Origin of the sequence: Nitrospirillum guaranorum, from assembly GCF_034653275.1 — a bacterium.
Lineage (GTDB): Bacteria > Pseudomonadota > Alphaproteobacteria > Azospirillales > Azospirillaceae > Nitrospirillum.
In genome coordinates, this window is the sequence record NZ_JAYEES010000001.1 from 368,660 (window position 1) to 395,370 (window position 26,711).

Genomic DNA, 26,711 nt, shown 5'->3' on the forward strand with positions numbered 1-26,711 from the left:
GCATTCCCCCTGTTGCCCCCGTTCGGCCTTTTTCAGCCGTTGGCCGCGCCGGCGTACAGATCCAGGATGCCGCCCCAGCCGCCGTCGCTGTCCACCTTGCCCCGCAGGCGCTCGCCATTCTCGGTGCCAAAGCGCTCCAGGTCGCGGTGTTCCAGCGTCACCCGGGTCAGCGTCTCATCCAGGGCGGTGAAGGTCACCTCCACCTCCGAATAGGTGTCGGTGCGGACCTGGAAATCGCCGTCCAGGTGCCAGCTCAGCACCAGGCGGGCCGGCGGCTGCCACGCCAGCACGCGGCCCCAGTCGCATTCCGCCCCGTCATCGCCCACCTCGTACCAGCGGCCATCCACCTTGGGCTCGATGATGGCATTGGCCAGGGGCGCCCTGCCGATGTGGTGGGTGGCGGGCCACCAGCTGCTGAAGCGGGTGGTGAAAACATGGAAGGCGTGGGCCTGGCTGGCCTTCACCGTCACGGTCTTCACCACGGGTGCTACGGCGATGGTGCGATCAGCAAGCGTCATGGCGGTGGCCTCCCTCTTATGGTTGATCGGTGCTCCTTTCCGCCTCGACGACAAAGGCGTCGAGCGCGGTCTCCCAGAACTGGTCCAGCCAGCGGCGCAGCGCGCCCAGGCCGTGCGGGTCGATGTGATAGATGCGGCGTGTTCCTTCCGCCCGATCGGTCACCAGGCCGGCATCCTTCAGCACCTTCAGGTGTTGCGATACCGCTGGCCGGCTGATGGGCAGATGCCGCGCCAACTCCCCCACCGGCTGCGGCCCCGCCCGCAACCGCTCAAACACCGCCCGCCGCGTGGGATCGGCCAGGGCGGTCAGCGCTTGTTCGTAAGACATGACTTACGGTAAGTCATGGCGAACGGATTAGTCAAGGGGGCTGGAATGGTGAATGGAACGGGTACGGTCAGTTAGCCGCCCAGGGATTGAGAATGGGCTGTTGCAGAAGACCGAAGTCGGCGACGTTGCGCGTCACCAGGGTCAGGTTATGTGTTTCCGCCGTGGCGGCGATGAAGGCGTCCATCACGCTGATGGAACGGCCTGTCGTCTGGCCGCGTGCCACGATGATGCCCCAGGCATCGGCCACCGCCGTGTCGATGGTCAGGATACGGTGATCGAAACGCAGGGGCAGGTCGTCCCGCAACCATATGTCCAGCCGGTCCCGGCGTTGACCCGGTGCCAGCCGCTGCACGCCTTGACGCAGTTCCGCCAGGGTGGCGACGCTGAGATAGAGGCGATCCTCATCCGCCGTAGCCAGCCATTCGATGACGCCGGTGTCGGGGCGTGGCTTAACCCACTCCGACACCACGTTGGTATCCAGCAGATAGTTCACAGATCGATCTCGGGGGAACGATCTGCCGCGCGTTCCACAATCAGGCCAGAGTCACGCAAGGGGGACACGGTGAAGAACTCCGCCAGATTGCCCACACGTTTGGTTTTGCGTTCCCATTCCTCGGCCGAAACCACAACGGCGGTGGTGCGGCCATTGCGGGAAATGACCTGCGGGGTCCCGGCGGCGGCACGGTCGAGCACCTCACTGAACTTGGCTTTCGCTTCCGCGACGGTCCAGGTTTTCATGCTGCGATCCTTTCCATGACTATATTGGTCATTATGGTCATTCGCGCGGCAGCCGACAAGGCGAAAGGGCCCCGGTGAAAACCAATAGCCAAGGCCGCCGGCCATCCCGTAAGACAGCGGCAATCTTCGCTATACGCTGCTTGCCGCCATGATCCTCGACATCCTCGCCGCTATAGGCCTGCTGGCTATCCTCGCCATCTGTGTCCATGGCATGCGCACTCCGCGAAAGCGCACAGGCTTCCTGCTCATGGCGGCCGTGACCCTGCTGGCGATGGGGGTGCTGGTGGCCGACAATGTCGTGACCATCGGCCTGGTGCACGGCGCGCGCTTCGGCGCCGTGATCCTGGGCGTGATGGGCTTGGTCAACGGCGCGCTGGTCCTGGCGCAGATTGTCAGAGGCAAGCCGTGGAACCCCCGGCGGCCCGGGCGGTGAACCGTCCGGTCAGGGAAAGCTGGCCGTCACCTCGATGACGCCGACGATGGCGGCGTTGAAGGCCGGTAGGTCCTCCGCCGGGATCCAGTATTCCAGATGGTCGCGTCCGCCGGCTTCCTGCACCGGGTACTTGGCCAGGAAGTCCGCCGCCACCTGAAAGCGGGTGACGTACCCCTTGCCCGAGGCCGGCACGTTCCAGTCCCGCGCGATCTTCACGGCATAGTCCTCCGTCAGCACCGGATAGAAGATGGGCTGTTCCGGCAGGCGGGGCGGAAAGGCCCGCATCTCCGCCTGTTCCATCAGCGCCAACTCCTCCGGTCCCACGGGGCGCCACAGGGTGATGGTTTCAGGTGAAGCGGCGGTCATAAGCAGGCTCTTCAGGCGGGAACGATCAAGTTCCCCACCGTCTCACGCGCCCGTCAGGAAATCCACCAGCGTCAGGGCCACGACCTCCGTCGCCTTGTAGAGGTCGCTCAGCGGCAGGCGCTCGTCGGCGCGGTGGGCGTTGGCTTCCTCGATGGTGTGGGGGCCGGCGCCGTAGAGCACGGTCGGGACTCCGGCGGCGGCGTAGTGGCGGGCGTCGGTGTAGATGGGCACGCCCTTGGCGGCCACAGGTTCCCCCAGGATGCGGGTGGCGTGGCGGCTCAGGGCGTCGGTCAGGCGGTCGGTGCCGGCGATGGGCTTCAGCGGTTCTGCCAGCAGGATGCGGCGCACCGTCACCATCGCCTCCGGCCGTTCGGCGGCGGCCGCGGCGATGACCTGGCGCAGGGTGGCCTCCACCGTGGCCCCCTGTTCCTCCGGGATCATGCGGCGGTCCAGGCGGAAGGTGATGCGGTCGGGCACGACGTTGGTGTTGATGCCGCCGGAAATCAGGCCGACGGTCAGCTGCGGGCTGCCGATGCCGGGCACGGCCGAGACGGTGGCGGCATAGCCGGCACGGTGCTGGTACAGCCAGCTGAGGATGACGGTGGCGGCCTCCAGCGCGTCGATGCCGGTGGCGGGCAAGGCGGCGTGGGCGGACTTGCCCCGCACCTCCACCTCCAGATGCAGGCAGCCGTTGTGGGCGGTGACGATGCCATAGCTGAAGCCGGCGGACACGGCGTAGTCCGGCTTGGTCAGCCCTTGGTCCAACAGCCAGCGCGGCCCGATCTCCCCGCCCGCCTCCTCATCATAGGTCAGGTGCAGTTCCACCGTGCCGTTCAGGGCCACGCCCTGGCGCGCCAGCTCGTCCAGCGCCATCAGGGCGTAGGTGTAGGAGGCGAAGTCGGATTTGGACACGGCGACGCCGCGTCCGTACATCCAGCCGTCCTTGACGGTGGCGGCATAGGGATCGACCGTCCAGCCCTCACCCGGCGCCACCACGTCGCCATGGGCGTTCAGGGCGATGGTGGGGCCACCGGTCCCGAAGCTGCGGCGCACGATCAGGTTGGTGGCGCTGATCATGCCGTTGGCCTTGACCAACTCGTCCGGCACCCTGTGACGCTCCACCGTATAGCCCAGGCCTTCCAGCAGCTCGGCGGCGCGGGCGGCGTGGGGGGCGCAGTCGCCCGGCGGGTTGTCGGACGGCACCTTGATCAGTTCCGCCAGGAAGCGCACCTGCTCCTCCCGCTTGGCCGTCAGGAAGGTGTGGACGGCCCCCTGGATGGCGGTGGCGGTGTCGGTGGTCATTGAAGCGGTCCTTCCGAAAGGGAAACAGGTTCGAAGCGGCGCAGAAAGTCCAGCAGCACGGTGACGGCCAGGTCGGCATCCTCCACCGTGATGCTTTCGGCCGGGTTGTGGCTGATGCCGCCGGCGCAGCGCACGAACAGCATGGCCATGGGACACAGCGCCGCCAGGGCCATGGCGTCGTGGCCGGCGCCGCTGGGCAGATGGTGGGGCACGATGCCGGCCCGCGCCACCGCCTGGCCCAATTGGCGCATCAGGCCGGGATGGCAGTGGGCGGCGGCGGCGTCGTGGGTCGGCTGGATGTCCAGCGCCACGCCGCGCCGGCTGGCGATGGCGGCCAGGGCATCCAGTAGGCCGGCGGCGGCCTTCTTGCGGCTGTCGTCACGCGGGCTGCGCAGGTCGATGGTGAAGGTGGCCTGGCCGGGGATGACGTTCACCGCACCCGGCTTGGCTTCGATGCGGCCCACGGTGGCGACCAGATCCGGTTCCGCCCCGCCGGCGGTCTCCACCGCCAGCACCATTTCCGCCGCCGCGGCCAGCGGGTCGCGGCGCAGGGCCATGGGCACGGTGCCGGCATGGCCCGCCTGGCCGGTGACGGTGACGGCATAGCGGCTGGCGCCGTTGATGGCGGTGACGATGCCCAGGGGCAGGCCCCGGGATTCCAGCACCGGGCCCTGCTCGATATGCACTTCGACGAAGCCCAGCACCTGGGACGGATCGCGGGCGACGGCGGCCAGGCCGGCGGGGTCACCGCCGAAGTCCGTCAGCGCATCGCCCAGGGTGATGCCGTCGCGGTCGCGCGCGGCCACAGCGTTGGGGGCGAGGGTGCCGGCCACGGCGCGGCTGCCCGTCAGGGTGACGGGGAAGCGCACGCCCTCCTCATCGCCGAAGCCCAGCACCTCGATGGCGTAGGGCAGGCGCTCCCCCCGGCGGTTCAGCTCGGCGACGGCGGCGACGGCCCCCAGCACGCCCAGGTTGCCGTCGTACTTGCCGGCGTTGCGCACCGTGTCGATGTGCGAGCCCAGCAGCAGGGCGGGCAGGCCGGGCGTGGTTCCCTCATAGCGGCCGACGACGGTACCGGCGGCGTCCAGGTGCGCCGCCATCCCCGCCTCACGCATCCAGGCCAGCAGCTGGTCGGCGGCGGCGCGATGCTCCCGCGTCAAATACAGGCGGGTCAGGGCGTCCGGGTCGGCGCTGTGCCGGGCGAAATCGTCCAGGCGCGCCATCAGGGCGGGGCCGAAGATCACGGCAGCATTTCCTTCAGGCGCAGCAGGGCGATGCGCTCCACCTGCGTGGTCGCGGTGGCGAACTCCGTCTCCGCGTCGTTGTCCACCCGGGCCTCGAAATTCGCCAGGATGGCGGCGCGGGTCAGGCCGCGCACCGCCAGGATGAAGGGGAAGCCGAAGCGCGCCTTGTAGGTGTCGTTCAATTCCTGGAAGCGCGCGTATTCCTCCGGCGTGCACTTGTCCAGGCCGGCGGACGCCTGCTCGGCGGTGGAATCGGCCGTCAGTTCGCCCCGGATGGCCAGGCGGCCGGCCAGGTCGGGGTGGGCCAGCAGCACGCCCAGCCGCTTCTCCCGACTGGCCGCCCTGAACTGCGCCACCAGGGCGGCATGCAGCCCCTCTGCCGTGGTGGCATGGGGCGGAAGGCCGGCATCCCAGGCGGCTTCCGCGATCCAGGGCGAATGCTCGAACACGCCGCCGAAGCGGGCGACGAAGGCGTCGCGGCCGCTCATGCCGTGGCCCCCCGATAGGGGTGGCGGGTATGCCAGTGACGGGCGATGTCGGCGCGTCGGGCGAACCACACGCCCTCATGGGCGGCGGCATAATCCAGGAAGCGTTCCAACGCCTGGATGCGGCCGGGCTTGCCCACCAGGCGGCAGTGCAGGCCGACGGACATCATGCGCGGCGTCTCCGCCCCCTCGGCATACAGGGCGTCGAAGCTGTCCTTGAGGTAGGTGAAGAACTGGTCGCCGGAGTGGAAGCCCTGGACCTGGACGAAGCGCATGTCGTTGCAGTCCAGCGTGTAGGGCACGATCAGCTGCGGCTTGCTTCCTACCAATTGCCAATAGGGCAGGTCGTCGTCATAGGCGTCGGCGTCATAGAGGAAACCGCCATGCTCCGCCACCAGGCGGCGGGTGTTGGGGCTGGTGCGGCCGGTGTACCAGCCCACGGGCCGGGTGCCGCTGACCTGTTCCAGGATGGTCATGGCCTTGGCCATGTGCGCCGCCTCTTCGGCCGGATCCATGTACTGGTAATTGATCCAGCGATAGCCGTGGCTGGCGATCTCATGCCCCTGGTCCACCATGGCGCGGATGACGTCCGGATGGCGTTCGGCGGCCATGGCCACGGCGAAGATGGTGAGCGGTATTTTCTTTTTCCCGAACAGCCTCAGCAGGCGCCAGACGCCGACGCGTGAGCCGTATTCGTACAACGATTCCATGGACATGTGGCGCACGCCGGGCAGGGCCTGGGCCGCCACCATTTCCGACAGGAAGGCCTCCGACGCGGCGTCGCCGTGCAGCACGCAGTTCTCCCCGCCCTCCTCATAGTTCAGCACCAGCTGAACCGCGATGCGGGCGGCGTTCGGCCAATCCGCCTGGGGCGGGTTGGCGCCATAGCCGATCAGGTCGCGCGGGTAGTCCACCGTCATCATGCCGCTGCTCGCCCCCTGTTTTCCCAGCCCTTAAGGCGCATTATCGCCCGACAGGGTTGCCGCCGCGACCCCGAAAGGTCCAGCATGGTGACGCCAGCATATCGCGCGCCCCGGCACGGGCGCCTTCCTGATTGTTTTGAAAGACTTTCCAGGGGCGGCTGGCTGACGGGGGGATGCCACCCCATGTACCTTTTGTGCATAAGCGAGATCAGGGCGACGAACGGGCGGCGAAGATGAGTGCAGGCCATATGAGCGCGGGCCGGGGCGAGGGGCGCCTGACAACCCACGTGCTGGACACCATGGCGGGCAGGCCCGGGGCGGGCATATCCGTCGTGCTGGATCGCCTGGGCGATGGTGGCGCCCGCACCCGGGTGGCGCGGGCCCGCACCAACGCCGATGGCCGCTGCGACACCCCGCTGCTGGCGGGCGCCGACCTGGTGGTCGGCCGCTATGAACTGACCTTCGCGGTTGGTGCCTATTTCCAGGCGTGTGGCGTTGCCCTGACCGATCCGCCCTTCCTGGATGAGGTGCCCATCCGCTTTGCGATATCCGACGCCGGCCAGCATTACCACGTGCCCCTGCTGATCAGCCCCTACGCCTATTCCACCTACCGGGGCAGTTGAGATGGCCCACCGCACAACCATCCGCTTCCTGCTGGGCAATGAACCGCGCACGCTGACCGACGTGGATCCGACGCTGACGGTGCTGGATTGGCTGCGCGGCACGGAACGCCGGCTGGGCACGAAGGAGGGCTGCGCCGAGGGCGACTGCGGCGCCTGCACCGTGATGGTGGGGCGCTTGGTCGATGGGGTGGTCAGGTATGAGGCCATCAACGCCTGCATCCGCTTCCTGGCCACCCTGGACGGCTGCCAGCTGCTGACGGTGGAACACCTGAAGCGGCCGGACGGCGCCCTGCACCCGGTGCAGCAGGCCATGGTGGACTGCCATGGATCGCAATGCGGCTTCTGCACCCCCGGTTTCGTCATGTCGCTGTACGCCCTGAACCGGGCGGAGCCGCCAGGGAGTGCGCTGGATGAGCAGCGCATCGACGACGCCTTGGCCGGCAACCTGTGCCGCTGCACCGGCTACGCCCCCATCGTCGCGGCGGCCCAACAGCTGCGCGACCGGACGCCGGACCATATCGACGACGCCCTGCCCGCGGTGACCCGGGCGCTGGCCGCCCTGGCCGATGACGCGGTGGTGGAGACGGGGCGGGACGGCCGCCGCTTCCTGGCGCCGGCCACGGTGGACCAGCTGGCCGACCTGGTATTGGCCAACCCCGACGCCACCATCGTCTCCGGCGCCACCGACGTGGGCCTGTGGGTGACCAAGCACCAGAAGGTGCTGCCCACCGTCATCTACACCGGCCGCGTGGCCGGGCTGGCGCAAATCCGCGACCGGAGCGACGCCCTGGAGCTGGGTGCCGGCGTCACCTTCACCGCCGCCAAGGCCGCCCTGGGCGCCTTGCACCCCGACCTGGACGAACTGCTGCGCCGGGTGGGGGCGGAGCAGGTCCGCAACGCCGGCACCATCGGTGGCAACATCGCCAACGGCTCCCCCATCGGCGACACCCCGCCGGCCCTGATCGCCCTGGGCGCAAGCCTGACGCTGCGCCGGGGCGGGACGCGCCGCACGCTGCCGCTGCAGGACTACTTCCTGGCCTACGGCAAACAGGATCGCCAGCCGGGCGAATTCGTGGAAAGCGTGACGGTGCCCAAGCCGGGCCAGGGCGACCTGTTCGCCGCCTACAAGATCTCCAAGCGCTTCGACCAGGACATCTCCGCCCTGTGCGCTTGCTTCCTGGTCACGGTAGGTGACGATGGCCGGATCACCCGCGCCCGCCTGGCCTATGGCGGCATGGCGGGCACGCCCAAGCGGGCGGACGCGGCGGAGGCGGCGCTGCTGGGCCGACCCTGGGACGCCGCCGCCGCGCGGGATGCCAAGGCGGCCCTGGCCCAGGACTTCGCGCCGCTCAGCGACTGGCGCGCCAGCGCCGCCTATCGCTTGACCGTGGCCGGCAACCTGCTGCTGAAGTTCCAGGCGGAAAGCGTGGCCGACGCCCCCGCGACCCGCGTGCTGGCTTGCCGCGCGCAAGGTTGCGACATCGCAAAGGCGGGGCAAGGGGGGAGAGACACCATGCCTGACAAGACCCCCATCGACATCCCCGCCGCCACCCCGCGCCGCATCGACGGGGCGGTGCACGACAGCCACCCACATGAAAGCGCGCACAAGCATGTGAGCGGCGAGGCGCTGTACGTCGACGACATCGCGGAACCCGCCGGCCTGCTGCATGTGCAGTTGGGCCTGGCCACCCGCGCCCATGCCCGCGTGCTGTCCTTGGATTTGGAGGCCGTGCGCCAAGCCCCCGGCGTGGTGGCTGTGGTCACCGCCGCCGACATCCCGGGCGACAACGACATCGGCGCCGGCCTGCGCCATGACGAGCCGCTGTTCGCCGAGGATGTGGTGCAGTACCACGGCCACCCGCTGTTCGCCGTGGCGGCGGAGACGCGGGACCAGGCCCGACGCGCGGCGGGCCTGGCCAAGGTGGAGTACCAGGACCTGCCGGCGGTGCTGGATATCGCGGCGGCGCGCGAGCCGGGCACGCTGGTCACCCCACCCATGACCCTGCGCCTGGGCGATGCCGAGGCGGCGCTGAAGGCGGCCCCCTGCACCCTGTCCGGCCGCGTCAAGATCGGCGGGCAGGAGCATTTCTACCTGGAAAGCCAGATCGCCATGGCCGTGCCGGGGGAGGATGAGGACGTGCTGGTCCACGTCTCCACCCAGCATCCCAGCGAGGTGCAGCACATCGTCGCCCATGTCCTGGACATTCCCGACGCGGCGGTGACGGTGGAGGTGCGGCGCATGGGCGGCGGCTTCGGCGGCAAGGAGACGCAGGCCAACCTGTTCGCCGCCTGTGTCGCCCTGGTGGCCAAGAAGACGGGCCGCGCCGCCAAGCTGCGCCCCGACCGCGACGACGACTTCCGCATTACCGGCAAGCGCCATGATTTCGAGGTGGATTATCAGGTCGGCTTTGACGATCAGGGCCGCATCCTGGCCACGGACATGCTGTTCGCCGCGCGCTGCGGTTTCGCGGCGGATCTCTCGGGCCCGGTGACGGACCGCGCCCTGTTCCATGCCGACAACTGCTATTTCTACGGCAACGCGCGCATGTCCTCGCTGCCGCTGAAGACCAACACGGTGTCCAACACCGCCTTCCGCGGCTTCGGCGGACCGCAGGGCATGGTGGCGGCCGAACGGATGGTGGAAGAGGTGGCCTTCGCCACCGGCCTGGATCCGCTGGACGTGCGGAAGGCGAACTTCTACGGCACTACCGACCGCAACGTGACGCCCTATCACCAGACCATCGAGGACAACATCATCGGTCCCCTGGTCGATGAGCTGGAGGCGTGGTCGGACTATCGTGCGCGCCGGCAGGCCATCCGGGCCTTCAACGCGGCCAATCCCTACCTGAAGAAGGGCCTGGCCCTGACGCCGGTGAAGTTCGGCATCTCCTTCACCTTCACGCCCTACAACCAGGGCGGGGCGCTGATCCACATCTACACCGACGGCTCCATCCACCTGAACCATGGCGGGACGGAGATGGGCCAGGGCCTGAACACCAAGGTCGCCCAGGTGGTGGCCGATGAGTTCCAGGTGGACATCGGCCGCATCCGCATCACCGCCACCACCACGGGCAAGGTGCCCAACACCTCGGCCACCGCCGCCTCCTCCGGCGCCGACATCAACGGCAAGGCGGCGCAGAACGCCGCCCGGGCGCTGAAGGCCCGCCTGGTGGCCTTCGCCGCCGGCTATTGGAACGTTTCCGAGGAGGCTGTGGTTTTCACCGCCGAGGGGGTGCGGGTGGGCGACCAGCTGCTGACCTTCAAGGAAGTGGTGAAGGCCGCGTACATGGGCCGCATTTCCTTGTCGGCCACCGGCTATTACAAGACACCCAAGATCCACTGGGACCGGGCCAAGGGCCAGGGCCGCCCCTTCCTCTATTACGCCTATGGCGCGGCGGTAGCGGAGGTGACGTTGGACACGTTGACGGGCGAGTATGTGGTGGACCGCGTGGACATCCTGCACGACTGCGGCGACAGCCTGAACCCGGCCCTGGACAAGGGCCAGGTCGAGGGCGGCTTCATTCAGGGCATGGGCTGGCTGACGACGGAGGAGCTGTGGTGGGACGCCCAGGGCCGCCTGCGCACCCACGCCCCCAGCACCTACAAGATCCCGGCCTGCGGCGACCGCCCGCGGCAGTTCAACGTCCGCCTGGTGCGGAACAGCCCGAATGTCGAGGACACCATCCACCGGTCCAAGGCGGTGGGCGAGCCGCCGCTGATGCTGGGCATCAGCGTGCTGCACGCCCTGTCCGACGCCGTGGCCAGCGTGGCCGACCATACGATCTGTCCGCAGTTGGACGCGCCGGCCACACCGGAGCGGGTGCTGGCCACCATCGACCGTTTGCGGGGGCGGACGGCATGACGGCGACTAGGGTTCCGCTCTCCGCCCCCGGTCCGCAATCCGCCGGCCTGGCCGCCTGCCTGGCCCGGGGTGAGGCCGTGGTGCTGGTCACGGTGACGGAGGCGCGGGGATCCACCCCGCGTGAGGTCGGCGCGTGCATGGCGGTGGGCGCCGACTGGCAGGCAGGCACGGTGGGGGGCGGCCGGCTGGAACACCTGGGCCTGGAAACCGCCCGGCGCCTGTTGGCGGAGGCGGGCGAACCGGTGCGCCTGGACGTGCCCCTGGGCCCGGCGGTGGGCCAATGCTGCGGCGGCCATGTCGTGCTGACGGTGGAACGGGTGGATGAGGCGGTGCTGTACCGCCTGCGCGCGGCGGAGGCGACGGCCTTGGCCGGCCAGCCCTGGCTGATGCTGTTCGGCGCCGGCCATGTCGGCAAGGCGGTGGCCCGGGCGGTGGCGCCCCTGCCGCTGCGCCTGGTCTGGGTGGACAGCCGTGCCTCGGAATTCCCGCCCGACCCGCCGGTGGACGCCGACATCCGCGTGGCGACGGAGTTGCCCAGCCAGGTGGCGCTGGCCCCGCCCGGCGCCGGCTACCTGATCATGACCCACAACCACGACCTGGATTTCGCCATCACGGCGGAGGCGGTGCAGCGCACCGACGCGGCCTATGTCGGCCTCATTGGGTCGCACACCAAGCGCCAGCGCTTCTCGCGCTGGTACCAGGCGCAGGGGTATGATCCCAACCATTTGAAGCGCCTGGTCTGTCCCATCGGCGCGGGCCTGTCCGGCGACAAGCGGCCGGAGGTGATCGCCGCGCTGACGGCGGCGGAGGTGCTGACGGCCCTGTTGCGCCGGCCGCCGCAGACCACGGTGATGATGGGCGACATCTACGGGGCCATCTAGTGGGGGCTATCTGATGGCCGGCGCCGACACCGGCATGATCTATCTGGACCATCTGGCCAGCACGCCCCTGGACCCCGCCGTGCTGGCCGCCATGCTGCCCTGGTTCCAGCCGGACCATGCCGGCAACGCGCAATCCGCCCATCACGCTCCCGGCCGCCAGGCCGCGCGGGCCATCGCCCAGGCCGCCCGTGCCGTGGCGGCGCTGGTGGCGGCGCCGGCGGATGCGACAGTCACCTTCACCCCCAGCGCCAGCGAAGCCAACCGCCTGGCGCTCCAGGGTTTGGCGCCGGCCGGCGCGCCGCTGCTGGTCTCGGCCATCGAGCATGATAGCGTGCTGCGCCAGTTGGATGGTCTGCGGGCCGCCGGCCATGCCGTGACCCTGCTGCCGGTGGATGGCCAGGGCCTCATCCGCCTGGAGGCGCTGGAGGCGGCCCTGAGCGTGGCCGGCCCGCGGCCGGTGCTGTCGCTCATGGCCGCCAACAATGAGGTCGGCAGCCTGCAGCCGCTGGGGGCTGTGGCCGACCTCTGCCGCCGCCATGGCGCCCTGTGGCACTGCGACGGGGTGCAGCGGGTGGCGACCGGCCCATTGGCCCTGGGCGGCAAGGATCGTTCCGGTCCCGATATGATCACCCTGTCGGCGCATAAACTCTACGGCCCGCAGGGTGTGGGCGCGCTGGTGGCGCGGCCGGGGCTGGCGCCGGCCGTCCCCTGGTCCTGGGGTACGCCGCCCGTCGCCCTGATCGTGGGCTTCGCCGAGGCGGCGCGGCTGGTCCTGGGGCGGCGCGAGGCGGATCGCGATCATTTGGCGGCGCTGACGGCGCGGTTGTGGGCGGGCTTGAGCGCCGCCGTCCCCGGCGTCACGCGCAACGGCCCGGCCGACGGCCTGCCCGGCTGCCTCAACGTCACGCTGCCCGGCGTGGACGCTGCCGACCTGTTGTTGGATCTGCCGGACCTCGCGCTATCCACCGGCTCCGCCTGCCGCTCCGTCACCGGCCAGCCCTCGCATGTCCTGACGGCGATGGAGCTGGACGCGGCCGCCGCCTTCGGCAGCCTGCGTTTCGGCCTGGGTCGGGGTACCACCGAGGCGGCGGTGGACCGGGCGGTGGCCCATATCGCCGCCGCGCTGCGGGCGCGCTAATATCCCGGGTGCGCAACCAGGGGAGTGGCCCATGCCCGAGCAAGACGCGGTGATCCTCTGGCTGGTACGCACCGATCCGGCCATCCGCTGGCAGGTGATGCGTGACCTGCTGGATTTGCCGGAAGCGGACTGGGCGGCGGAACGTGCCAAGGTGGAAACGGACGGCTGGGGCGCCCGGCTGCTGGCCTGTCAGGACGCGGACGGGCAATGGGCCGGCGGCGCCTTCTTCCCTGCCGACTTCACCCCCGACGAATGGCACCGCAGTGGTCAGCCGTGGACCGCCACCGCCTTCGCGTTGGACCAGTTGCGCGAATTCGGTTTGGACCCGGCCACCGACCGCGCCCGCCGCACCGTGGTCTTGGTCGGCGCCCATTCCCGCTGGGACGAGGGCGGCCAGCCCTACTGGCAGGGCGAGGTGGAGGAGTGCATCAACGGCCGCACCGTGGCCAATGGCGCCTATTTCGGCGCCGACGTCGCCGCCCTGGTGGAACGCCTGGTGGACGACCGCCAGCCGGACGGCGGCTGGAACTGCGAGCGCGCCGCCGGCTCCGCCTGTTCCTCCTTCGCCAGCACCCTTAACGTGCTGGAAGGTCTGTTGGAATATGAGCGCGCCACCGGCGGCACCGACCGCTCGCGGGATGCGCGGCGGACGGGGGAGGACTATCTGCTGGCCCGCCACCTGTTCCGCCGCCTGACGACGGGGGAACCGGCCGACCCGCGGTTCCTGGACCTGCTGCACCCCAACCGCTGGCGCTATGATGTCCTGCGCGCGCTGGACTATTTCCGCGCCGCCGGCCAGTTGACCGGTGCCAAGCCCGACCCGCGCCTGGCCGAGGCCGTCAGCCACCTGCGATCCCGCCGTCAGGCGGACGGTACCTGGCCGCTGGACTGGGACTTGCGCGGGCGGGTGTGGTTCAAGGTCAATGACGGGCCGGGCAAGCCATCGCCCTGGATCACCCTGCGGGCGCTGCGCGTCCTGAAATGGTGGGACACAGCCGGCTTTCACTGATTTTTGAAGCTGTTGCCGATACGCCGGCCCTGGCGCCGCGCCGCCGGCGCCCGTAGCGTTGTGCGGTTGCGGCATAAAAGCGGGGCGGCGGGGCGATGGAGTTCATTTTCTGGGAATGGGTCAATACGCTGGCGCGCTGGCTGCACATCGTGGCGGCGGTGGCGTGGATCGGATCCTCCTTCTACTTCATGGCCTTGGACGCCAGCCTGCGCAAGCGGCCACACCTGCCGCAAGGCGTGCAGGGCGAGGCCTGGCAGGTCCACGGCGGCGGCTTCTACAACATGGTGAAGTATCTGGTGGCGCCCAGCCAGATGCCGGCCGAGCTCACCTGGTTCAAGTGGGAGGCGTACACCACCTGGCTCAGCGGCTTCTTCCTGCTGTGCGTCCTTTATTACCGAGGGGCGGACCTGCTGCTGATCGACCAGTCGGTCATGGCGCTGACGCAAGGCCAGGCCATCGCCCTCAGCGTCGGCCTGCTGGCCGCCGGCTGGATCGTCTATGACCTGCTGTGCCGATCCCCCCTGGGCAAGCACAACGGGGCGCTGGCGGCGGTGGGCTTCGTCTTCCTGGTGGCGGCCTGCTGGGGCACCACCCACGTCTTCAGCCCGCGCGGCGCCATGCTGCAGATGGGCGCGCTGATCGGCACCATGATGGTGGCCAACGTCTTCCTGCTGATCATCCCCAACCAGCGCAAGGTGGTGGCGACGCTGCTGGCCGGCGGCACGCCGGACGCCAGCCTGGGCAAGGCCGCGAAGCAGCGCTCCATGCACAACAACTACCTGACCCTGCCGGTCGTCTTCCTGATGATCGGCAACCATTATCCGCTGACCTACGCCACCCGCTACAACTGGGTGATCTTCGCCGTCATCCTGGTGGTGGGCGCCAGCGTCCGCCACTTCTTCAACACCAAGCACGCGGGCAAGCCGGCGCCATGGTGGACCTGGGGGGTGGCCGCCGCCGGCATCCTGCTGACCGCCTGGCTCAGCGCCCAGGGCTCCGCCGACGGCGGGCCGGCGGTGGGGGCAGCCTCCGCCACGCCCGTCTCTTTCGCCCAGGCGCAGGAGGTGGTGATGAACCGGTGCAGCATGTGCCACACGGCGGCCCCGGCGTGGGACGGCATCAACGCCCCGCCGCATGGCGTCATCCTTGACAATCCCGGCGATATCCTGCGCCATGCCGATGACATCCGGCGCCAGGCCGCGCTCAGCAGCGCCATGCCGCCCGGCAATGTCACCCTGATCACGCCGGAGGAACGGGCCATCCTGGCCGCTTGGTCCGCCGGTGCGGCATCGCCCCACATGGCATCCGCAAACGTCCCGTAACCTGGATATTCGTCATGGCGTTCACCCCCGGAACCACCGCCCTGCGCGGCCGGCTTTTGACCTTCCTGCGCGCGCCCCAGGGACCGGGCGACCGCGACAGCTATCGCTACATCGCCGACGGCCTGGTGGTGGTGACGGCCGGCCGCATCACGGCGGTGGGGGAGGCGGCGGACCTGCTGCCCACGCTGCCGGCGGGGATGGCGGTGGCGCATTATCCCGATGGCCTGATCCTGCCGGGCTTCATCGACACCCACATCCACTTCCCCCAGACCCAGGTCATCGCCTCTTACGGGGCGCAGCTGATGGAGTGGCTGGAGAAATACACCTTCATCGAGGAACAGCGGTACGCCGACCACGCGCACGCCAGCCGCAACGCCCGCTTCTTCCTGGACGAACTGGCGCGCAACGGCACGACGTCGGCCGTGGTCTATGGCAGCGTGCACCCCGGCTCGGTCAAGGCCCTGTTCACCGAGGCCGAGGCGCGCGGCGTGGGCCTGGTGGCGGGCAAGGTCATGATGGACCGCCACGCCCCCACCGCCCTGACCGACACCGCCCAGACCAGCTACGACCACTCCAAGGCGCTGATCGGCGCCTGGCACGGCGTGGGCCGCCAGCGCTACGCCGTCACCCCGCGCTTCGCCATCACCTCAACGCCCGAACAGCTGGAGGCGGCGGGCGCCTTGCTGCGGGAGCATCCCGGCGTCTACATGCAGACCCACTTGTCGGAGAACCATGAGGAGATCCGCCAGGTGGCGCGCCTGTATCCCGAGGCGGCGGACTACCTGGACGTCTACGACCGCTTCGGCCTGCTGGGCGACCGCTCGCTGTTCGGGCACTGCATCCATGTGAGCGAGCGGGAAATGGCGCGGATGCATGAGACGGCGTCCATTGCCGTTTTCTGCCCCACCAGCAACCTGTTCATCGGCAGTGGCCTGTTCGATCGCGCCGCCCTGGAAAACCCGGCCCGCCCGGTGCGCCTGGGCCTGGCCACCGACGTGGGCGGCGGCACCAGCTATTCCCTGCTGCGGACGGCGGGGGAGGGGTACAAGGTGCTGCAGCTGCGCGGCCAAAGCTGGCCGGCGCTGGCCGCCTTCGACCTCATGACCCGGGGCAATGCCGCCGCCCTGGGCCTGACGGAGGAGATCGGCCAGATCGCCCCCGGCCGCTATGCCGATCTGGTGGTGCTGGACGCGTCCGCCACTCCCGCCATGGCCCATCGGCGCGAAGCCATCCAGGGCGATCTGGAGGAAGAGCTGTTCCTGCTCATGACCCTGGGCGACGATCGCGCGGTGCGGGCGACCTACGTCCAGGGACAACGGGTGCATGACCGGGACGGCGGCCCCGCCCTTGCATGAAATCGCCCCCGGGTGAGATTATCCGCCTGGAAAAACGGCCGCTTAGTCGGGGGATGGGGTGATGGCCCTGCTGGAGAACATGCAGGTCTTCGTGCGCGTGGTGGACCTGGGCAGCCTGTCGGCGGCCGGGCGGAACCTGCGCATGTCGCCGGCCCTGGTCAGCCACCGCATCCAGCAGCTGGAGGCGCACTTGGGCGCCCGCCTGCTGAACCGCACCACCCGACAACTGCAGGCCACCGAGACCGGCCAGGTCTTCTACCAGCACTGCCTGGAGGTGCTGGAGGCGGTGGAGCGGGCGCACAGCAGCATCGCGGCGGAGGGCGGCGCGCCCTCGGGCAGCGTGCGGGTGACAGCCCCACTGGGCTTCGGCCGGCGCGTGCTGGGCCCCCTGGTGCCGGAGTTCCGCGCCGCCAACCCCATGGTGGACGTGCGCCTGCGCCTGTCCGACCATCTGCTGGATCTGCTGCGCGAGTCCGTGGACATGGCCATCCGCATGGCCACGCTGAAGGACAGCAGCTTCGTCGTGCGCAAGATCGCCGACCTGCGCCGCGTGCTGGTGGCGGCACCCCGGTACCTGGAGGCGCGCGGCCGGCCCAAGGCGCCGTCCGACCTGCTGGAGCATGACTGCCTGCTGCTGCGCTTCCCCGGCACGCAGCAATACCGCTGGACCCTGACCAGTCCCGGCAAAGGCGAGGGGGATAAAGGCGAGGGCAGGAGCACCAAGCTGTCCATCGCCGGCCCCATGGACGCCGACGACGGCGACGTGCTGACCCGCTGGGCGGTGGACGGCCACGGCATCGCACTGAAACCCCTGTGGGAGGTGGCGGACGAGGTGACGTCCGGCGCGCTGGAGATCGTGATGCCCGAGCATCCGCCGGAACCGGTGCAGTTGGCGATCGTCTACCCGCATCGCGCGCTGCTGCCGGCCAAGGTGCAGTCGCTGTCGGACTTCCTGGTGCCGCGCGTGCGCAGCCTGCTGGCCGCCAGCCATCCGGATGCGGTGATGTGAGGAGGGTCGGCCGGTACGTCAAATGACGTATGGGGCCTGCCCATCTTTTGGGCGCACATCGCCAAGCGCCCAATTTCTGGGCGTTGGTCTTTGCGCGCGCGGGCGGTCTGGCCAAGCTGACCGCATGGTCAACTTCTGGCACGGCGGTTGCGAACCGCCGGCCGGGAAACAGTGGGGTGGCCTGGGTATGACGCGGGACGGGAAAGCGCCGACGGGAAATGGGTGGTGTCATGCCTGACGCCACCTTGCCGCCGGCCAGCCGCCTGCAGCGCCTGCAAGGCCGCGTCGTCTTCGCCGTGAAGGTGGACGCCGACGGCATCACCCGCCTGGACCGCCTCTACCAATCCGGTTCCGCGCGCTTACGCCTGCCCAAGGGGCCTGGGCTGGAAGGGGTGCTGATCAACACCGGCGGCGGCCTAACCGGTGGCGACGTGCTGGAGACGGAGGTGGTCGTGGCGGCGGATGCTCGTGCCACCGTCACCACGCAAGCCGCCGAGAAGGTCTACCGCGCCAGCGCGGGCGAGGCGCGGGTGGTGAACCGGCTGACGGTGGCCGGCCGGCTGGACTGGCTGCCCCAGGAGACCATCTTGTTCGACGGCGCCCGGCTGTGCCGCCGGCTGGAGGTGGAGATGGCGCCGGACGCCATCCTGCTGGCGGCGGAGGCCACGGTGTTCGGCCGCACCGCCCGGGGTGAGCGGGTGACCCAGGGCCTGTTCCGCGACGACTGGCGTATCCGCCGGGACGGGCGTCTGGTTTATGCCGACGCCGTGCGGCTTGAGGGTGACATCGATGCTCAGCTGGCCCGCGCGGCGGTGGCCGGTGGTGGCCGCGCGGTGGCGTCCTGCCTCTACATGGCGGCGGATGCCGAGGCCCGGGTGGACGCGGTGCGTGAGCTGGTGCGTGTCGAGGGCGTGACAGCGGGGGCCAGCGCCTGGAACGGCCTGCTGGCCCTGCGCCTGGTGGCCCCCGACGGACAAGCCCTGCTGCGGGCGCTGGCGCCCCTGATCGAATTCCTGCGCGGGATGCCGGTTCCGCGCGTCTGGCGCTGCTGAGGGAGTATCAAGCCCGTGAACCTGACCCCGCGTGAGAAGGACAAGCTGCTGATCGCCATGGCCGCGATGGTGGCGCGCCGCCGCCTGGAACGGGGCGTGAAGCTGAACCATCCCGAGGCCATCGCCCTGATCACCGACTTCGTGGTCGAGGGCGCCCGTGACGGCCGCCCGGTGGCGGAGCTGATGGACCAGGGGGCCCATGTCGTGGGCCGCCACCAGGTGATGGAGGGCATCGCCGAGATGATCCCCGACGTGCAGGTGGAGGCGACATTCCCCGACGGGGTGAAGCTGGTCACCGTCCATAACCCCATTCGCTGAGGGCGCCGCCATGACCCTGATCCCGGGACAAGTCTTCACCGCCGAGGGGGAGATCGAGCTGAACGCCGGCCTGCCCACGGTGACGCTGGACGTGGCCAACACCGGCGACCGGCCCATCCAGGTCGGTTCCCACTTCCATTTCTTCGAGACCAACGCGGGCCTCAACTTCGACCGCGTCCAGGCCTACGGCCATCGGCTGGACATCCCCGCCGGCACGGCGGTGCGGTTCGAGCCGGGACAGACCCGCACCGTCACCCTGGTGCCCTATCGCGGCGCCCGGACGGTATACGGGTTCAACGCCCAGGTTTCCGGCGCACTGTCGGGCAAGACCGTGAAGGGGGGCAACTGATGGCCGTGAAGATCAGCCGCGCCGCGTACGCGGACATGTTCGGCCCCACCGTGGGCGATCGCGTGCGCCTGGCCGACACCGACCTGATCGTGGAGGTGGAGAAGGACTACACCACCTATGGCGAGGAGGTGAAGTTCGGCGGCGGCAAGGTCATCCGCGACGGCATGGGCCAGTCGCAGGCGACCCGCGCGCAAGGGGCGGTCGACACCGTCATCACCAACGCCTTGATCATCGACCACTGGGGCATCGTCAAGGCCGACGTGGGCCTGCGCGACGGCCGCATCCATCATATCGGCAAGGCCGGCAATCCCGATGTCCAGCCGGGGGTGGACATCATCGTCGGCCCGGGGACGGAGGTCATCGCGGGCGAGGGCAAGATCCTGACCGCCGGCGGCATCGACACCCACATCCACTTCATCTGCCCGCAGCAGATCGAAGAGGCGTTGATGTCCGGCGTCACCACCATGCTGGGTGGGGGCACCGGCCCCGCCACCGGCACCAACGCCACCACCTGCACGCCGGGGCCCTGGCACCTGGCCCGTATGCTGGAGGCGGCGGAGGCTTTCCCCATGAACCTGGCCTTCGCCGGCAAGGGCAACGCGGCCTTGCCGGCGGCGCTGGAGGAACAGGTGCGGGCCGGCGCCGCCGCCTTGAAACTGCATGAGGACTGGGGCACCACCCCGGCCGCCATCGACACCTGCCTGGATGTGGGCGACCGCTTCGACGTGCAGGTGATGATCCATTCCGACACGCTGAACGAGTCCGGCTTCGTCGAGGACACCATCGCCGCCTTCAAGGGCCGCACCATCCACGCCTACCATACCGAGGGCGCGGGCGGCGGCCACGCGCCGGACATCATCAAGGTGTGCGGCCTGGCCAACGTCATCCCGTCCTCCACCAACCCCACGCGGCCCTATACCCGCAACACGGTGGACGAGCATCTGGACATGCTCATGGTCTGCCACCACCTGGACCCCAACATTCCCGAGGACGTGGCCTTCGCCGAAAGCCGCATCCGGCGTGAGACCATCGCGGCGGAAGACGTGCTGCACGACCTGGGCGCCCTGTCCATCATCTCCTCCGACAGCCAGGCCATGGGGCGGGTGGGGGAGGTGCTGATCCGCACCTGGCAGACGGCGCATAAGATGAAGGTGCAGCGCGGCCGGCTGGCGGAGGAGACGGGGGAGAACGACAACGCGCGGGTGAAGCGCTACATCGCCAAGGTCACGATCAACCCCGCCATCGCCCATGGCATGAGCGCGCATGTCGGCTCCATCGCCGCCGGCAAGCTGGCCGACCTGGTGCTGTGGTCGCCGGCCTTCTTCGGGGTGAAGCCGGATTTGGTGTTGAAGATGGGCACCATCGTGGCCGCCCCCATGGGCGACCCCAACGCCAGCATCCCCACGCCCCAGCCCGTGCACTACCGCCCCATGTTCGGCGCCTATGGCCGGGCAGTGCGGCGCAGCGCCGTCACCTTCGTCTCGCAGGCCGCCCTGGACGATGGGTTGGGCCAGCGCCTGGGCCTGGAGAAGACCCTGCTGGCGGTCAGCAACACCCGGGGCGGCATCGGCAAGGCCGCCATGGTGCACAACAACGCCACGCCGCATGTCGAGGTCGATCCGGAAACCTATGAGGTGCGGGTGGATGGCCAGATCGTCACCTGCGAGCCCGCCGACGTGCTGCCCATGGCGCAGCGCTATTTCCTGTTCTGAGGATCGCCGTCTTGAGTGAAGACCCTTCGCCTTTGACTGATTTGCCCAGGGCCCATACCGTTCTGCCCGCCGGCTATTGGGACGCCGCCAAGGCGGTGGGCACCGTGACGCTGGATTTCGACCATCGCTGCCGCCGGCGCCTACGGCTGGAGCGGGACGGCGGGCATGGCCCCCTGATGCTGGACCTGCCCAGCCCCCGGCATATCCGCCATGGCGATGGGCTGGTGCTGACCGGCGTGGGCATCGTGGCGGTCAAGGCGGCGCCGGAGGACCTGATGGAGGTGCGGTGCGACGCCATCGGCGACCTGCTGCGCATGGCCTGGCACATCGGCAACCGCCACATCCCCGCCGAACTGCGGGGCGACCGCCTGCGCATCCGTGCCGACCATGTCTTGGCCGACATGCTGACCGGCCTGGGCGCCACCGTCACGCCCGTCTCCGCCCCCTTCGATCCCGAGGGCGGCGCCTATGGCGACAGCCCGGCCGGCGGCGGTCATGGCCACGGGCATGATCATGATCACGACCATGACCACGGTCACCACCACCACCACGATCACCACGGGCACGGCCATGGCTGAGACCGTGGCCGACGCCGCCGGCGTCTACCGCCTCATGACCTGGCTGACGGCCTCCTTCCCGGTGGGCGCCTTCTCCTACAGCCATGGCCTGGAATGGGGGGTGGAGGATGGCACGATCCGCACGGTGGATGCGCTGGTGGCCTGGGTGGACGATCTGCTGGCCCTGGGATCCGGCTGGAACGATGCCGTGCTGGCGGCGGCGGCCTGGCGCGCCTCGGCGGCCGGCGACTGGTCTGGCCTGGCCGGGGTGGCGGACCTGGCGGCCGCCCTGACGCCCACGGCGGAGCGGCGGCTGGAAACCCTGTCCCAGGGCCGTGCCTTCGCCGCCGCCATCGCGTCGGCCTGGCCCTGCGCGGCGGCGGATCGGTTGCGCGCGGATGGGGCGGACCTGGCCTATCCCGTGGCGGTGGGGGCGGTGGCGGCCGGTCACGGCCTCAGCCTGCCGGCCACCCTGCTGGGCTACCTGCACGGCTTCATCGGCAACCTGGTGTCCGCCGCCCTGCGCCTGGTGCCCCTGGGCCAGACGGACGGGCAGCGGGCGCTGGCGCGGCTGGAGCCGCTGGTGCTGGCCACCGCCGGCCGGGCGGCGGGCAGCACCCTGGATGATCTGGGCGGGGCGGCCTGGGTGGCCGACATCGCCTCCATGAACCACGAGACGCAATACACGAGGTTGTTCCGCTCATGAGCACGTCTTCCCCCAACGCCTCCCCAAGCGTTTCCCCCAATGGCCCCCTGCGGGTGGGCATTGGCGGCCCCGTCGGTTCCGGCAAGACCGCGTTAATGGAGGCGCTGTGCAAGCGGTTCCGCGACATCTACAACATCGTCGCCATCACCAACGACATCTACACCAAGGAGGACGCGCTGATCCTGACGCGCGTCGGCGCCCTGGATCCCGACCGCATCCTGGGGGTGGAGACGGGCGGCTGCCCCCACACCGCCATCCGTGAGGACGCGTCCATCAACCTGGCGGCCGTGGACCAGATGAACGCCAAGTTCCCGGGCCTGGACATCATCCTCATCGAATCCGGCGGCGACAACCTGGCCGCCACCTTCAGCCCCGAACTGGCCGACATCACCATCTACGTCATCGACGTGGCGGCGGGGGAGAAGATCCCGCGCAAGGGCGGCCCCGGCATCACCCGGTCCGACCTGCTGGTCATCAACAAGATCGACCTGGCCCCCCTGGTGGGCGCCAGCCTGGAGGTGATGGACAGCGACACCAAGCGCATGCGGGGGCAGCGCCCCTACGTCTTCACCAACCTGAAGACGGCGCAGGGACTGGACGTCGTCACCCGCTTCATCGAACGCGCCGGCGGCTTGGCCGCTTAGGGCGCATTGGGCGGCCTGGCCGCCTAGGATACACCGACACCGAACAGGGGAACCCGACCATGATGCACCGCCGCCTGCTGCCCGCCCTGACCGTCGCCGCCGCATTCATGCCAGCCATGGCCATGGCCCACCCCGGCATGCCCGGCCACACCCACGGCTTCACCGACGGCTTCGCCCATCCCTTCGGCGGGCTGGATCACCTGGCCGCCATGACGGCGGTGGGCCTGTGGGCGGGGCAGCAGGCCCAGGGCGGACAGGGTGCCCGCGCCGTTTGGCTGTGGCCGCTGGCCTTCCTGGCCTTGCTGGTCGCGGGCGCCGTCGCCGGCGCCAATGGCTTGGTTCTGCCGGGCGTGGAAGGGGGCATCGTCCTGTCGGTGGCGGCCCTGGGCTGGCTGACCGCCTTCGGCGCCCGCCTGCCTGTGGCGGCCGGCGCCGCCCTGATCGGCGTCTTCGCCCTCTGCCACGGCGCCGCCCATGGGGTGGAGATGCCGGCGGATGCCGATGGCCTGGCCTACGGCCTGGGCTTCGTCACCGCCTCCGCCGCCCTGCACCTGTCCGGCGTCGCCCTGTCGCGCCTGGCGGAGCGCGCCGGCTTGGCCCTGGCCCCGCGCCTGGCCGGCCTGGGCCTGGCGGCCCTGGCGCCGCTGTTGCTGGCGGTGTGAGGGTGCGCGCGCCGCTTGGCGTCCTGGCGCTTCTCACCGCCACCCCGGCGATGGCGGCCGCATCTCCCCAATGGATCGCCAACGGGGACAAGGCCGGCATCGCCTACGACGGGGCGGGGGAGTTCTCGGACATGGCCTTGACCTGCGAAGAAGGTCCCCTGACCCTGTGGCTGGAGGCCGACTGCGGCGGCGCGGACACGTGCCCGGTGGCGCTGATCGTGGATGGACGGTCCATTCCCTTGGGCGTGGGCCGTTACCAGCCTGATGGCATGAGCGGGGTTCTGGTGCCGATGAAGGGCCGCGCCAGGGCGCTTGATCGCCTGGCCAAGGCGCATCACCTGCGGCTGCGTGTCGGCAAGACGCTGACATCCGAGAGGGCGACGGCCGGCTTGGAAGCGGCCATTGGGGCGCTGCGGGCCGCATGTCTGGGCGCTCAGCACCCCACGCCAACGGCATAGAAATGCCCGCCCAGGGCCGTGCGAACCCAATAACCATACGCGCAGGAAAGGATCGTTTGTTGGGCTCGCGCCCCCCATGCGGTGGATCGGCGCTCCGGCGGCAGGGCCACCTCGTCACTCTCGTCGTAGACCAGGCTGGTTGAGGCGGTGAGGAAGCCGCCCCAATCAACGGTCAGCAACTTGGGCTCACCCGTATCGGGCATGGCGCGGATCAAAGCCAGGTATTCTTGGTATTCGATCATGAAGTGCAGGCGATCCCCCAGGGTCTGCGCGCCGCCCATGACCAGCTTCGGTTGCACCACCGTCACCAGGAAGGCCAGGGGCAGCAGCGCCAGGGACGCGGCGCGCCGGGGCCGCCGCTGGCGGCGCGCCCGCACCGCCAGGCTTGCCGCCGCCATCGCCGCCGCGCACCACAGGGCGAGAACCAGCAGCAGGGCCAGGGCATCGAACGGCGGCTCCCACACCAGCGCCGCGTCGACCACCACCAGGCCGGCGAAGATGGTGGCCATGGCCAATAGGGGCCACAGGGCCGGGCGGTCAGGAGCGGAAATGGCGATGGTCATGGGTTGCCCTGGCGGTGGTGGAACAGCCGCCACGCTACCCGCCGCCGGCGCCGGGCAGGTGGACATTTTTCCCGCAATAATGGGCACTTATGGTGCAGGATTTGTGCAGGCGACCGTCATGGCGGGGTCTGCGGGGACCTGTGCCAGTTCCACAACACCTCTCGCGTTGTCGGATCCACCAATGCCGCCTGCCGCTCCATCGTCGCGCGCAACGTTGGCCCGATGCTATCCGGTGGCATGGGCGTATAACCGTGGCGGCGGAACCAGGGGCCGTTCCAGGGTGGGGCCTTGAAGGTCGTCAGGGTCAGCGCCCCCACCCCCAAGGCCCGCGCATCGGTCTGGGCCTGACCCAGCAGGGCGGCCCCGATGCCCTGGCCGCTGGCATCCGGTGCCACGGCGATGGCGGCAATGTAGAGGTGCCCGTCCTGCGGTTGCAGCAGGATGAAGCCGGTGGGGCGCTCGGCGCTGTCCGCTACCCAGACGGTGCCGGCTGCCAGCCGTTCCAACGCAATGGGCGGGCGGTCGGCGATGAAGGCCAGCGGGGGCCAGTCGCGGTAGCGGCCACGCGCCGCCTTTTCCAGCGCTTGCAGGGCCGGTCCTTCCTCCGGCCGCGCCGGTCGCACCATCCCGCTCACGGCTTGATGCCCCCGCTGCGCGCCGCCACCCAGTCGGTGATCAGGTCCAGGGCCACGGGCGCGATGGTTTCCGGGATGCGGGCGTATTCGGTGGGGGCGCCGGTGTCGGCGGTCTGGAACATGTGGTTCAGGCCCGGCACCTCACGCACCTCGGCCTTGGGGTCGTCGGCCAGGGCGGCACGCAGGGCCGGCAGGTTCTCGGAGGCTGAGACTTGCAGGTCCTTGGACCCCACCAGGGCCAGCACGGGCAGGCGCAGGGTGCGCAGGGCGGGGGCGGGGTCGTAGGTCAGGAACCAGCGGTACCAGGGCTTGGTCACCGCCTCGATCACCGCTTCGGACGTGGCGATGCGGTTGTCGCCGCCCATCATGCCGCCCTGCAGCAAGATGCGCAGGCGGGCGCGGGCGCGTTCCGGATCCGGTTCGTCCTTCACGATGGCGTATTCGCGGCGGTCCATGTCCACCAGGCGCTCGGCCCCGGATGCCCCCACGCCGGTGGCCCCGGCGATCAGGCGCTTCTGGCTCAGCAGGATGCTTTCCCCGTCCACCCCGGGACCGGCCATCAGCACCAGCCAGGCGATGTCGCGGTCGCGGCTGGCCACCATGGGGGCGATCAGCCCGCCCTCGCTGTGGCCGATCAGGCCGATGCGATGGGGGTCGATGTCGGCGCGGCCGCGCAGATAGGCGACGCCGGCGGCGGCGTCGGTGGCGAAGTCGGGCGTGGTGGCGGCGTCGAAATCACCGGTGGACTGGCCCACGCCCCGGTCGTCCACCCGCAGCACGGCGATGCCGCGCCGGGTCAGCGCGTCGGCCAGCACCAGGAAGGGCTTGTGGCCCTCGATGGTCTCGTCCCGGTCCTGCGGGCCGGACCCGGTGATCAGCAGCGTGGCCGGAAACGGCCCCTTGCCCGGCGGCAGGGTCAGGGTGCCCGCCAGCCGGACGCCGGGTGCGGCCGGGTTGTCGTACGCCACGCTGACCGCGCGGTAAGGGAAGGGTGGGCGGGGCACCTGGGGCCGCGCCTGCTCCGCCTGGATCTGCGCCGTGGTCAGGCGGGTCAGCGCCAGCGGGCGGGACTGGCGGGCCTGCCGCCAGGTGCCGGTCAGGGTCTGCCCGTCGGCCGACAGCGTGCCGGTGTAGCCGCCCAGCACGGCCGGAATGTCGAAGGTGATGGTGTCGCCCTCACGGCTGATGCTGGGGATGGGCAGGCCCATGACCTGCTGGTCCACGCTGTCCAGCGTGCCGGCCAGGGCGGGGGCGCCATCTGGGCCGAGGGCGGCTGTCACATGGAACTCCAGCCGCAGGCGGGTCAGCCCGGTGTCCAGCGTACCCCGCCAGTCGCCGGTCAGGATGGCGGCGGGTGCCGCCGCTGCCGCCTGGGATGGCGACGGTGTCGTCCGGGCGGCACCCGGCAGTGGGCCGCCGGCGCAGGCGGCCCACAGCAGCACCGTCATCCGCATCCAAGCCCGCCGTCGCACCGTCCACAGCCCTTCGCCAACCGGTCGTCCCGACAAGAGCGTGGGGT

Annotated in this window: 30 protein-coding genes; 18 read left to right on the forward strand and 12 right to left on the reverse strand. The window is 70.1% G+C overall.

The genetic code is table 11. The annotated features are described in order from the left end of the window. Nucleotides 1-32 precede the first annotated feature (32 nt). The 4 genes from UAJ10_RS01340 to UAJ10_RS01355 all read right to left on the reverse strand — a co-directional run bounded on the left by UAJ10_RS01340 (nt 33) and on the right by UAJ10_RS01355 (nt 1,584). A complete protein-coding gene (locus tag UAJ10_RS01340; protein ID WP_322913505.1) occupies nt 33-518 on the reverse strand; it encodes an SRPBCC family protein in 486 nt (161 codons plus the stop codon). A 16-nt stretch (nt 519-534) separates the two neighbouring features. Beyond that, nucleotides 535-846 (reverse strand): ArsR/SmtB family transcription factor, encoded by a 312-nt coding sequence (locus tag UAJ10_RS01345; RefSeq protein ID WP_322913507.1) that lies wholly within the window; start codon nt 844-846, stop codon nt 535-537. Between the two features lie 67 nt (nt 847-913). Further along, nucleotides 914-1,339: a type II toxin-antitoxin system VapC family toxin gene (locus UAJ10_RS01350; protein ID WP_322913509.1), complete on the reverse strand. Its 426-nt coding sequence runs from the start codon at nt 1,337-1,339 to the stop codon at nt 914-916. Beyond that, the gene (locus tag UAJ10_RS01355) at nt 1,336-1,584 is read right to left on the reverse strand and encodes a type II toxin-antitoxin system Phd/YefM family antitoxin (protein ID WP_322913511.1); all 249 of its coding nucleotides are present in this window, start codon (nt 1,582-1,584) and stop codon (nt 1,336-1,338) included. Before UAJ10_RS01355 ends, UAJ10_RS01350 begins: the two co-directional genes overlap by 4 nt. A gap of 148 nt (nt 1,585-1,732) precedes the next feature. Between UAJ10_RS01355 and UAJ10_RS01360 the strand changes: the two genes are divergently transcribed. Next, nucleotides 1,733-2,017: a hypothetical protein gene (locus tag UAJ10_RS01360; protein ID WP_322913513.1), complete on the forward strand. Its 285-nt coding sequence runs from the start codon at nt 1,733-1,735 to the stop codon at nt 2,015-2,017. A gap of 9 nt (nt 2,018-2,026) precedes the next feature. Here UAJ10_RS01360 and UAJ10_RS01365 read toward each other — a convergent pair whose 3' ends face one another. From UAJ10_RS01365 to puuE, 5 genes are read right to left on the reverse strand one after another with little or no spacing between them, the layout of a single operon-like run. After that, nucleotides 2,027-2,383 carry a hypothetical protein gene (locus UAJ10_RS01365; RefSeq protein ID WP_322913515.1) on the reverse strand — a complete coding sequence of 119 codons (357 nt, stop codon included), beginning with the start codon at nt 2,381-2,383 and terminating at the stop codon, nt 2,027-2,029. A 42-nt stretch (nt 2,384-2,425) separates the two neighbouring features. Further along, nucleotides 2,426-3,685, reverse strand: coding sequence for a M20/M25/M40 family metallo-hydrolase (locus UAJ10_RS01370; RefSeq protein WP_322913517.1), 1,260 nt, complete (start codon nt 3,683-3,685; stop codon nt 2,426-2,428). Beyond that, nucleotides 3,682-4,929: an allantoate amidohydrolase gene (locus tag UAJ10_RS01375; protein ID WP_322913519.1), complete on the reverse strand. Its 1,248-nt coding sequence runs from the start codon at nt 4,927-4,929 to the stop codon at nt 3,682-3,684. Before UAJ10_RS01375 ends, UAJ10_RS01370 begins: the two co-directional genes overlap by 4 nt. Then, entirely contained in the window at nt 4,926-5,417 is a 492-nt protein-coding gene (uraD, locus tag UAJ10_RS01380; protein WP_322913521.1) for a 2-oxo-4-hydroxy-4-carboxy-5-ureidoimidazoline decarboxylase, read from the reverse strand. Before uraD ends, UAJ10_RS01375 begins: the two co-directional genes overlap by 4 nt. Next, nucleotides 5,414-6,337, reverse strand: coding sequence for an allantoinase PuuE (gene puuE, locus UAJ10_RS01385; protein WP_416235330.1), 924 nt, complete (start codon nt 6,335-6,337; stop codon nt 5,414-5,416). The genes uraD and puuE overlap by 4 nt, the downstream gene beginning before the upstream one ends. A 248-nt stretch (nt 6,338-6,585) precedes the next feature. Here puuE and uraH point away from each other — a divergent pair, with 248 nt between their 5' ends. The 17 genes from uraH to UAJ10_RS01475 all read left to right on the forward strand — a co-directional run bounded on the left by uraH (nt 6,586) and on the right by UAJ10_RS01475 (nt 23,994). Further along, a complete protein-coding gene (gene uraH, locus UAJ10_RS01390; protein WP_322913523.1) occupies nt 6,586-6,960 on the forward strand; it encodes a hydroxyisourate hydrolase in 375 nt (124 codons plus the stop codon). 1 nt (nt 6,961) lies between these two features. Further along, the gene (xdhB, locus tag UAJ10_RS29795; RefSeq protein WP_416235331.1) at nt 6,962-10,822 is read left to right on the forward strand and encodes a xanthine dehydrogenase molybdopterin binding subunit; all 3,861 of its coding nucleotides are present in this window, start codon (nt 6,962-6,964) and stop codon (nt 10,820-10,822) included. Beyond that, the gene (gene xdhC, locus UAJ10_RS01405; RefSeq protein ID WP_322913525.1) at nt 10,819-11,703 is read left to right on the forward strand and encodes a xanthine dehydrogenase accessory protein XdhC; all 885 of its coding nucleotides are present in this window, start codon (nt 10,819-10,821) and stop codon (nt 11,701-11,703) included. The genes xdhB and xdhC overlap by 4 nt, the downstream gene beginning before the upstream one ends. A gap of 13 nt (nt 11,704-11,716) precedes the next feature. Beyond that, nucleotides 11,717-12,841, forward strand: coding sequence for a cysteine desulfurase family protein (locus UAJ10_RS01410; RefSeq protein WP_322913527.1), 1,125 nt, complete (start codon nt 11,717-11,719; stop codon nt 12,839-12,841). Between the two features lie 31 nt (nt 12,842-12,872). Further along, nucleotides 12,873-13,850 (forward strand): hypothetical protein, encoded by a 978-nt coding sequence (locus UAJ10_RS01415; protein WP_322913529.1) that lies wholly within the window; start codon nt 12,873-12,875, stop codon nt 13,848-13,850. Nucleotides 13,851-13,945: 95 nt separating this feature from the next. After that, nucleotides 13,946-15,172 (forward strand): urate hydroxylase PuuD, encoded by a 1,227-nt coding sequence (locus tag UAJ10_RS01420; protein WP_322913531.1) that lies wholly within the window; start codon nt 13,946-13,948, stop codon nt 15,170-15,172. 14 nt (nt 15,173-15,186) lie between these two features. Then, nucleotides 15,187-16,527 (forward strand): guanine deaminase, encoded by a 1,341-nt coding sequence (guaD, locus tag UAJ10_RS01425; protein ID WP_322913533.1) that lies wholly within the window; start codon nt 15,187-15,189, stop codon nt 16,525-16,527. A gap of 61 nt (nt 16,528-16,588) precedes the next feature. Continuing rightward, nucleotides 16,589-17,536, forward strand: a complete 948-nt coding sequence (locus tag UAJ10_RS01430; RefSeq protein ID WP_322913535.1) for a LysR family transcriptional regulator — start codon at nt 16,589-16,591, stop codon at nt 17,534-17,536. 230 nt (nt 17,537-17,766) lie between these two features. Next, a complete protein-coding gene (locus UAJ10_RS01435) occupies nt 17,767-18,588 on the forward strand; it encodes an urease accessory protein UreD (protein ID WP_322913537.1) in 822 nt (273 codons plus the stop codon). Nucleotides 18,589-18,603: 15 nt separating this feature from the next. Continuing rightward, nucleotides 18,604-18,906 (forward strand): urease subunit gamma, encoded by a 303-nt coding sequence (locus UAJ10_RS01440; protein ID WP_004273333.1) that lies wholly within the window; start codon nt 18,604-18,606, stop codon nt 18,904-18,906. Nucleotides 18,907-18,922: 16 nt separating this feature from the next. Next, nucleotides 18,923-19,255 (forward strand): urease subunit beta, encoded by a 333-nt coding sequence (locus tag UAJ10_RS01445; RefSeq protein WP_322914483.1) that lies wholly within the window; start codon nt 18,923-18,925, stop codon nt 19,253-19,255. After that, complete coding sequence (gene ureC, locus UAJ10_RS01450) at nt 19,255-20,967, forward strand: urease subunit alpha (RefSeq protein ID WP_322913540.1); 1,713 nt, start codon at nt 19,255-19,257, stop codon at nt 20,965-20,967. The genes UAJ10_RS01445 and ureC overlap by 1 nt, the downstream gene beginning before the upstream one ends. 11 nt (nt 20,968-20,978) lie before the next feature. Beyond that, complete coding sequence (locus tag UAJ10_RS01455; RefSeq protein WP_322913541.1) at nt 20,979-21,545, forward strand: urease accessory protein UreE; 567 nt, start codon at nt 20,979-20,981, stop codon at nt 21,543-21,545. After that, nucleotides 21,481-22,230: an urease accessory protein UreF gene (locus UAJ10_RS01460; protein WP_322913543.1), complete on the forward strand. Its 750-nt coding sequence runs from the start codon at nt 21,481-21,483 to the stop codon at nt 22,228-22,230. Before UAJ10_RS01455 ends, UAJ10_RS01460 begins: the two co-directional genes overlap by 65 nt. Then, nucleotides 22,227-22,874 (forward strand): urease accessory protein UreG, encoded by a 648-nt coding sequence (gene ureG / locus UAJ10_RS01465; RefSeq protein WP_322913545.1) that lies wholly within the window; start codon nt 22,227-22,229, stop codon nt 22,872-22,874. Before UAJ10_RS01460 ends, ureG begins: the two co-directional genes overlap by 4 nt. Nucleotides 22,875-22,933: 59 nt before the next feature. Beyond that, entirely contained in the window at nt 22,934-23,536 is a 603-nt protein-coding gene (locus tag UAJ10_RS01470) for a HupE/UreJ family protein (RefSeq protein ID WP_322913547.1), read from the forward strand. A gap of 2 nt (nt 23,537-23,538) precedes the next feature. Beyond that, nucleotides 23,539-23,994 (forward strand): hypothetical protein, encoded by a 456-nt coding sequence (locus UAJ10_RS01475; protein WP_322913548.1) that lies wholly within the window; start codon nt 23,539-23,541, stop codon nt 23,992-23,994. Here UAJ10_RS01475 and UAJ10_RS01480 read toward each other — a convergent pair. The 3 genes from UAJ10_RS01480 to UAJ10_RS01490 form a co-directional block, all read right to left on the reverse strand. Beyond that, on the reverse strand, nt 23,970-24,557 hold the full coding sequence (locus UAJ10_RS01480) for a hypothetical protein (RefSeq protein ID WP_322913549.1): 588 nt from the start codon (nt 24,555-24,557) through the stop codon (nt 23,970-23,972). The two genes, UAJ10_RS01475 and UAJ10_RS01480, sit on opposite strands and share 25 nt — an antisense overlap. A 116-nt stretch (nt 24,558-24,673) precedes the next feature. Next, entirely contained in the window at nt 24,674-25,183 is a 510-nt protein-coding gene (locus UAJ10_RS01485; protein ID WP_322914484.1) for a GNAT family N-acetyltransferase, read from the reverse strand. 5 nt (nt 25,184-25,188) lie between these two features. Further along, on the reverse strand, nt 25,189-26,646 hold the full coding sequence (locus UAJ10_RS01490) for an alpha/beta hydrolase family protein (RefSeq protein ID WP_322913550.1): 1,458 nt from the start codon (nt 26,644-26,646) through the stop codon (nt 25,189-25,191). Between the last annotated feature and the right edge of the window lie 65 nt (nt 26,647-26,711).

Coding starts and splice junctions, on each gene's coding strand:
- UAJ10_RS01340 (WP_322913505.1), bottom strand. CDS start 518: ATGACGCTTGCTGATCGCACCATCGCCGTAGCACCCGTGGTGAAGACC.
- UAJ10_RS01345 (WP_322913507.1), bottom strand. CDS start 846: ATGTCTTACGAACAAGCGCTGACCGCCCTGGCCGATCCCACGCGGCGG.
- UAJ10_RS01355 (WP_322913511.1), bottom strand. CDS start 1,584: ATGAAAACCTGGACCGTCGCGGAAGCGAAAGCCAAGTTCAGTGAGGTG.
- UAJ10_RS01360 (WP_322913513.1), top strand. CDS start 1,733: ATGATCCTCGACATCCTCGCCGCTATAGGCCTGCTGGCTATCCTCGCC.
- UAJ10_RS01365 (WP_322913515.1), bottom strand. CDS start 2,383: ATGACCGCCGCTTCACCTGAAACCATCACCCTGTGGCGCCCCGTGGGA.
- UAJ10_RS01370 (WP_322913517.1), bottom strand. CDS start 3,685: ATGACCACCGACACCGCCACCGCCATCCAGGGGGCCGTCCACACCTTC.
- uraD (WP_322913521.1), bottom strand. CDS start 5,417: ATGAGCGGCCGCGACGCCTTCGTCGCCCGCTTCGGCGGCGTGTTCGAG.
- puuE (WP_416235330.1), bottom strand. CDS start 6,337: ATGATGACGGTGGACTACCCGCGCGACCTGATCGGCTATGGCGCCAAC.
- uraH (WP_322913523.1), top strand. CDS start 6,586: ATGAGCGCGGGCCGGGGCGAGGGGCGCCTGACAACCCACGTGCTGGAC.
- xdhB (WP_416235331.1), top strand. CDS start 6,962: ATGGCCCACCGCACAACCATCCGCTTCCTGCTGGGCAATGAACCGCGC.
- xdhC (WP_322913525.1), top strand. CDS start 10,819: ATGACGGCGACTAGGGTTCCGCTCTCCGCCCCCGGTCCGCAATCCGCC.
- UAJ10_RS01410 (WP_322913527.1), top strand. CDS start 11,717: ATGGCCGGCGCCGACACCGGCATGATCTATCTGGACCATCTGGCCAGC.
- UAJ10_RS01415 (WP_322913529.1), top strand. CDS start 12,873: ATGCCCGAGCAAGACGCGGTGATCCTCTGGCTGGTACGCACCGATCCG.
- UAJ10_RS01420 (WP_322913531.1), top strand. CDS start 13,946: ATGGAGTTCATTTTCTGGGAATGGGTCAATACGCTGGCGCGCTGGCTG.
- guaD (WP_322913533.1), top strand. CDS start 15,187: ATGGCGTTCACCCCCGGAACCACCGCCCTGCGCGGCCGGCTTTTGACC.
- UAJ10_RS01430 (WP_322913535.1), top strand. CDS start 16,589: ATGGCCCTGCTGGAGAACATGCAGGTCTTCGTGCGCGTGGTGGACCTG.
- UAJ10_RS01435 (WP_322913537.1), top strand. CDS start 17,767: ATGCCTGACGCCACCTTGCCGCCGGCCAGCCGCCTGCAGCGCCTGCAA.
- ureC (WP_322913540.1), top strand. CDS start 19,255: ATGGCCGTGAAGATCAGCCGCGCCGCGTACGCGGACATGTTCGGCCCC.
- UAJ10_RS01460 (WP_322913543.1), top strand. CDS start 21,481: ATGATCACGACCATGACCACGGTCACCACCACCACCACGATCACCACG.
- ureG (WP_322913545.1), top strand. CDS start 22,227: ATGAGCACGTCTTCCCCCAACGCCTCCCCAAGCGTTTCCCCCAATGGC.
- UAJ10_RS01470 (WP_322913547.1), top strand. CDS start 22,934: ATGATGCACCGCCGCCTGCTGCCCGCCCTGACCGTCGCCGCCGCATTC.
- UAJ10_RS01480 (WP_322913549.1), bottom strand. CDS start 24,557: ATGACCATCGCCATTTCCGCTCCTGACCGCCCGGCCCTGTGGCCCCTA.
- UAJ10_RS01485 (WP_322914484.1), bottom strand. CDS start 25,183: ATGGTGCGACCGGCGCGGCCGGAGGAAGGACCGGCCCTGCAAGCGCTG.
- UAJ10_RS01490 (WP_322913550.1), bottom strand. CDS start 26,646: ATGCGGATGACGGTGCTGCTGTGGGCCGCCTGCGCCGGCGGCCCACTG.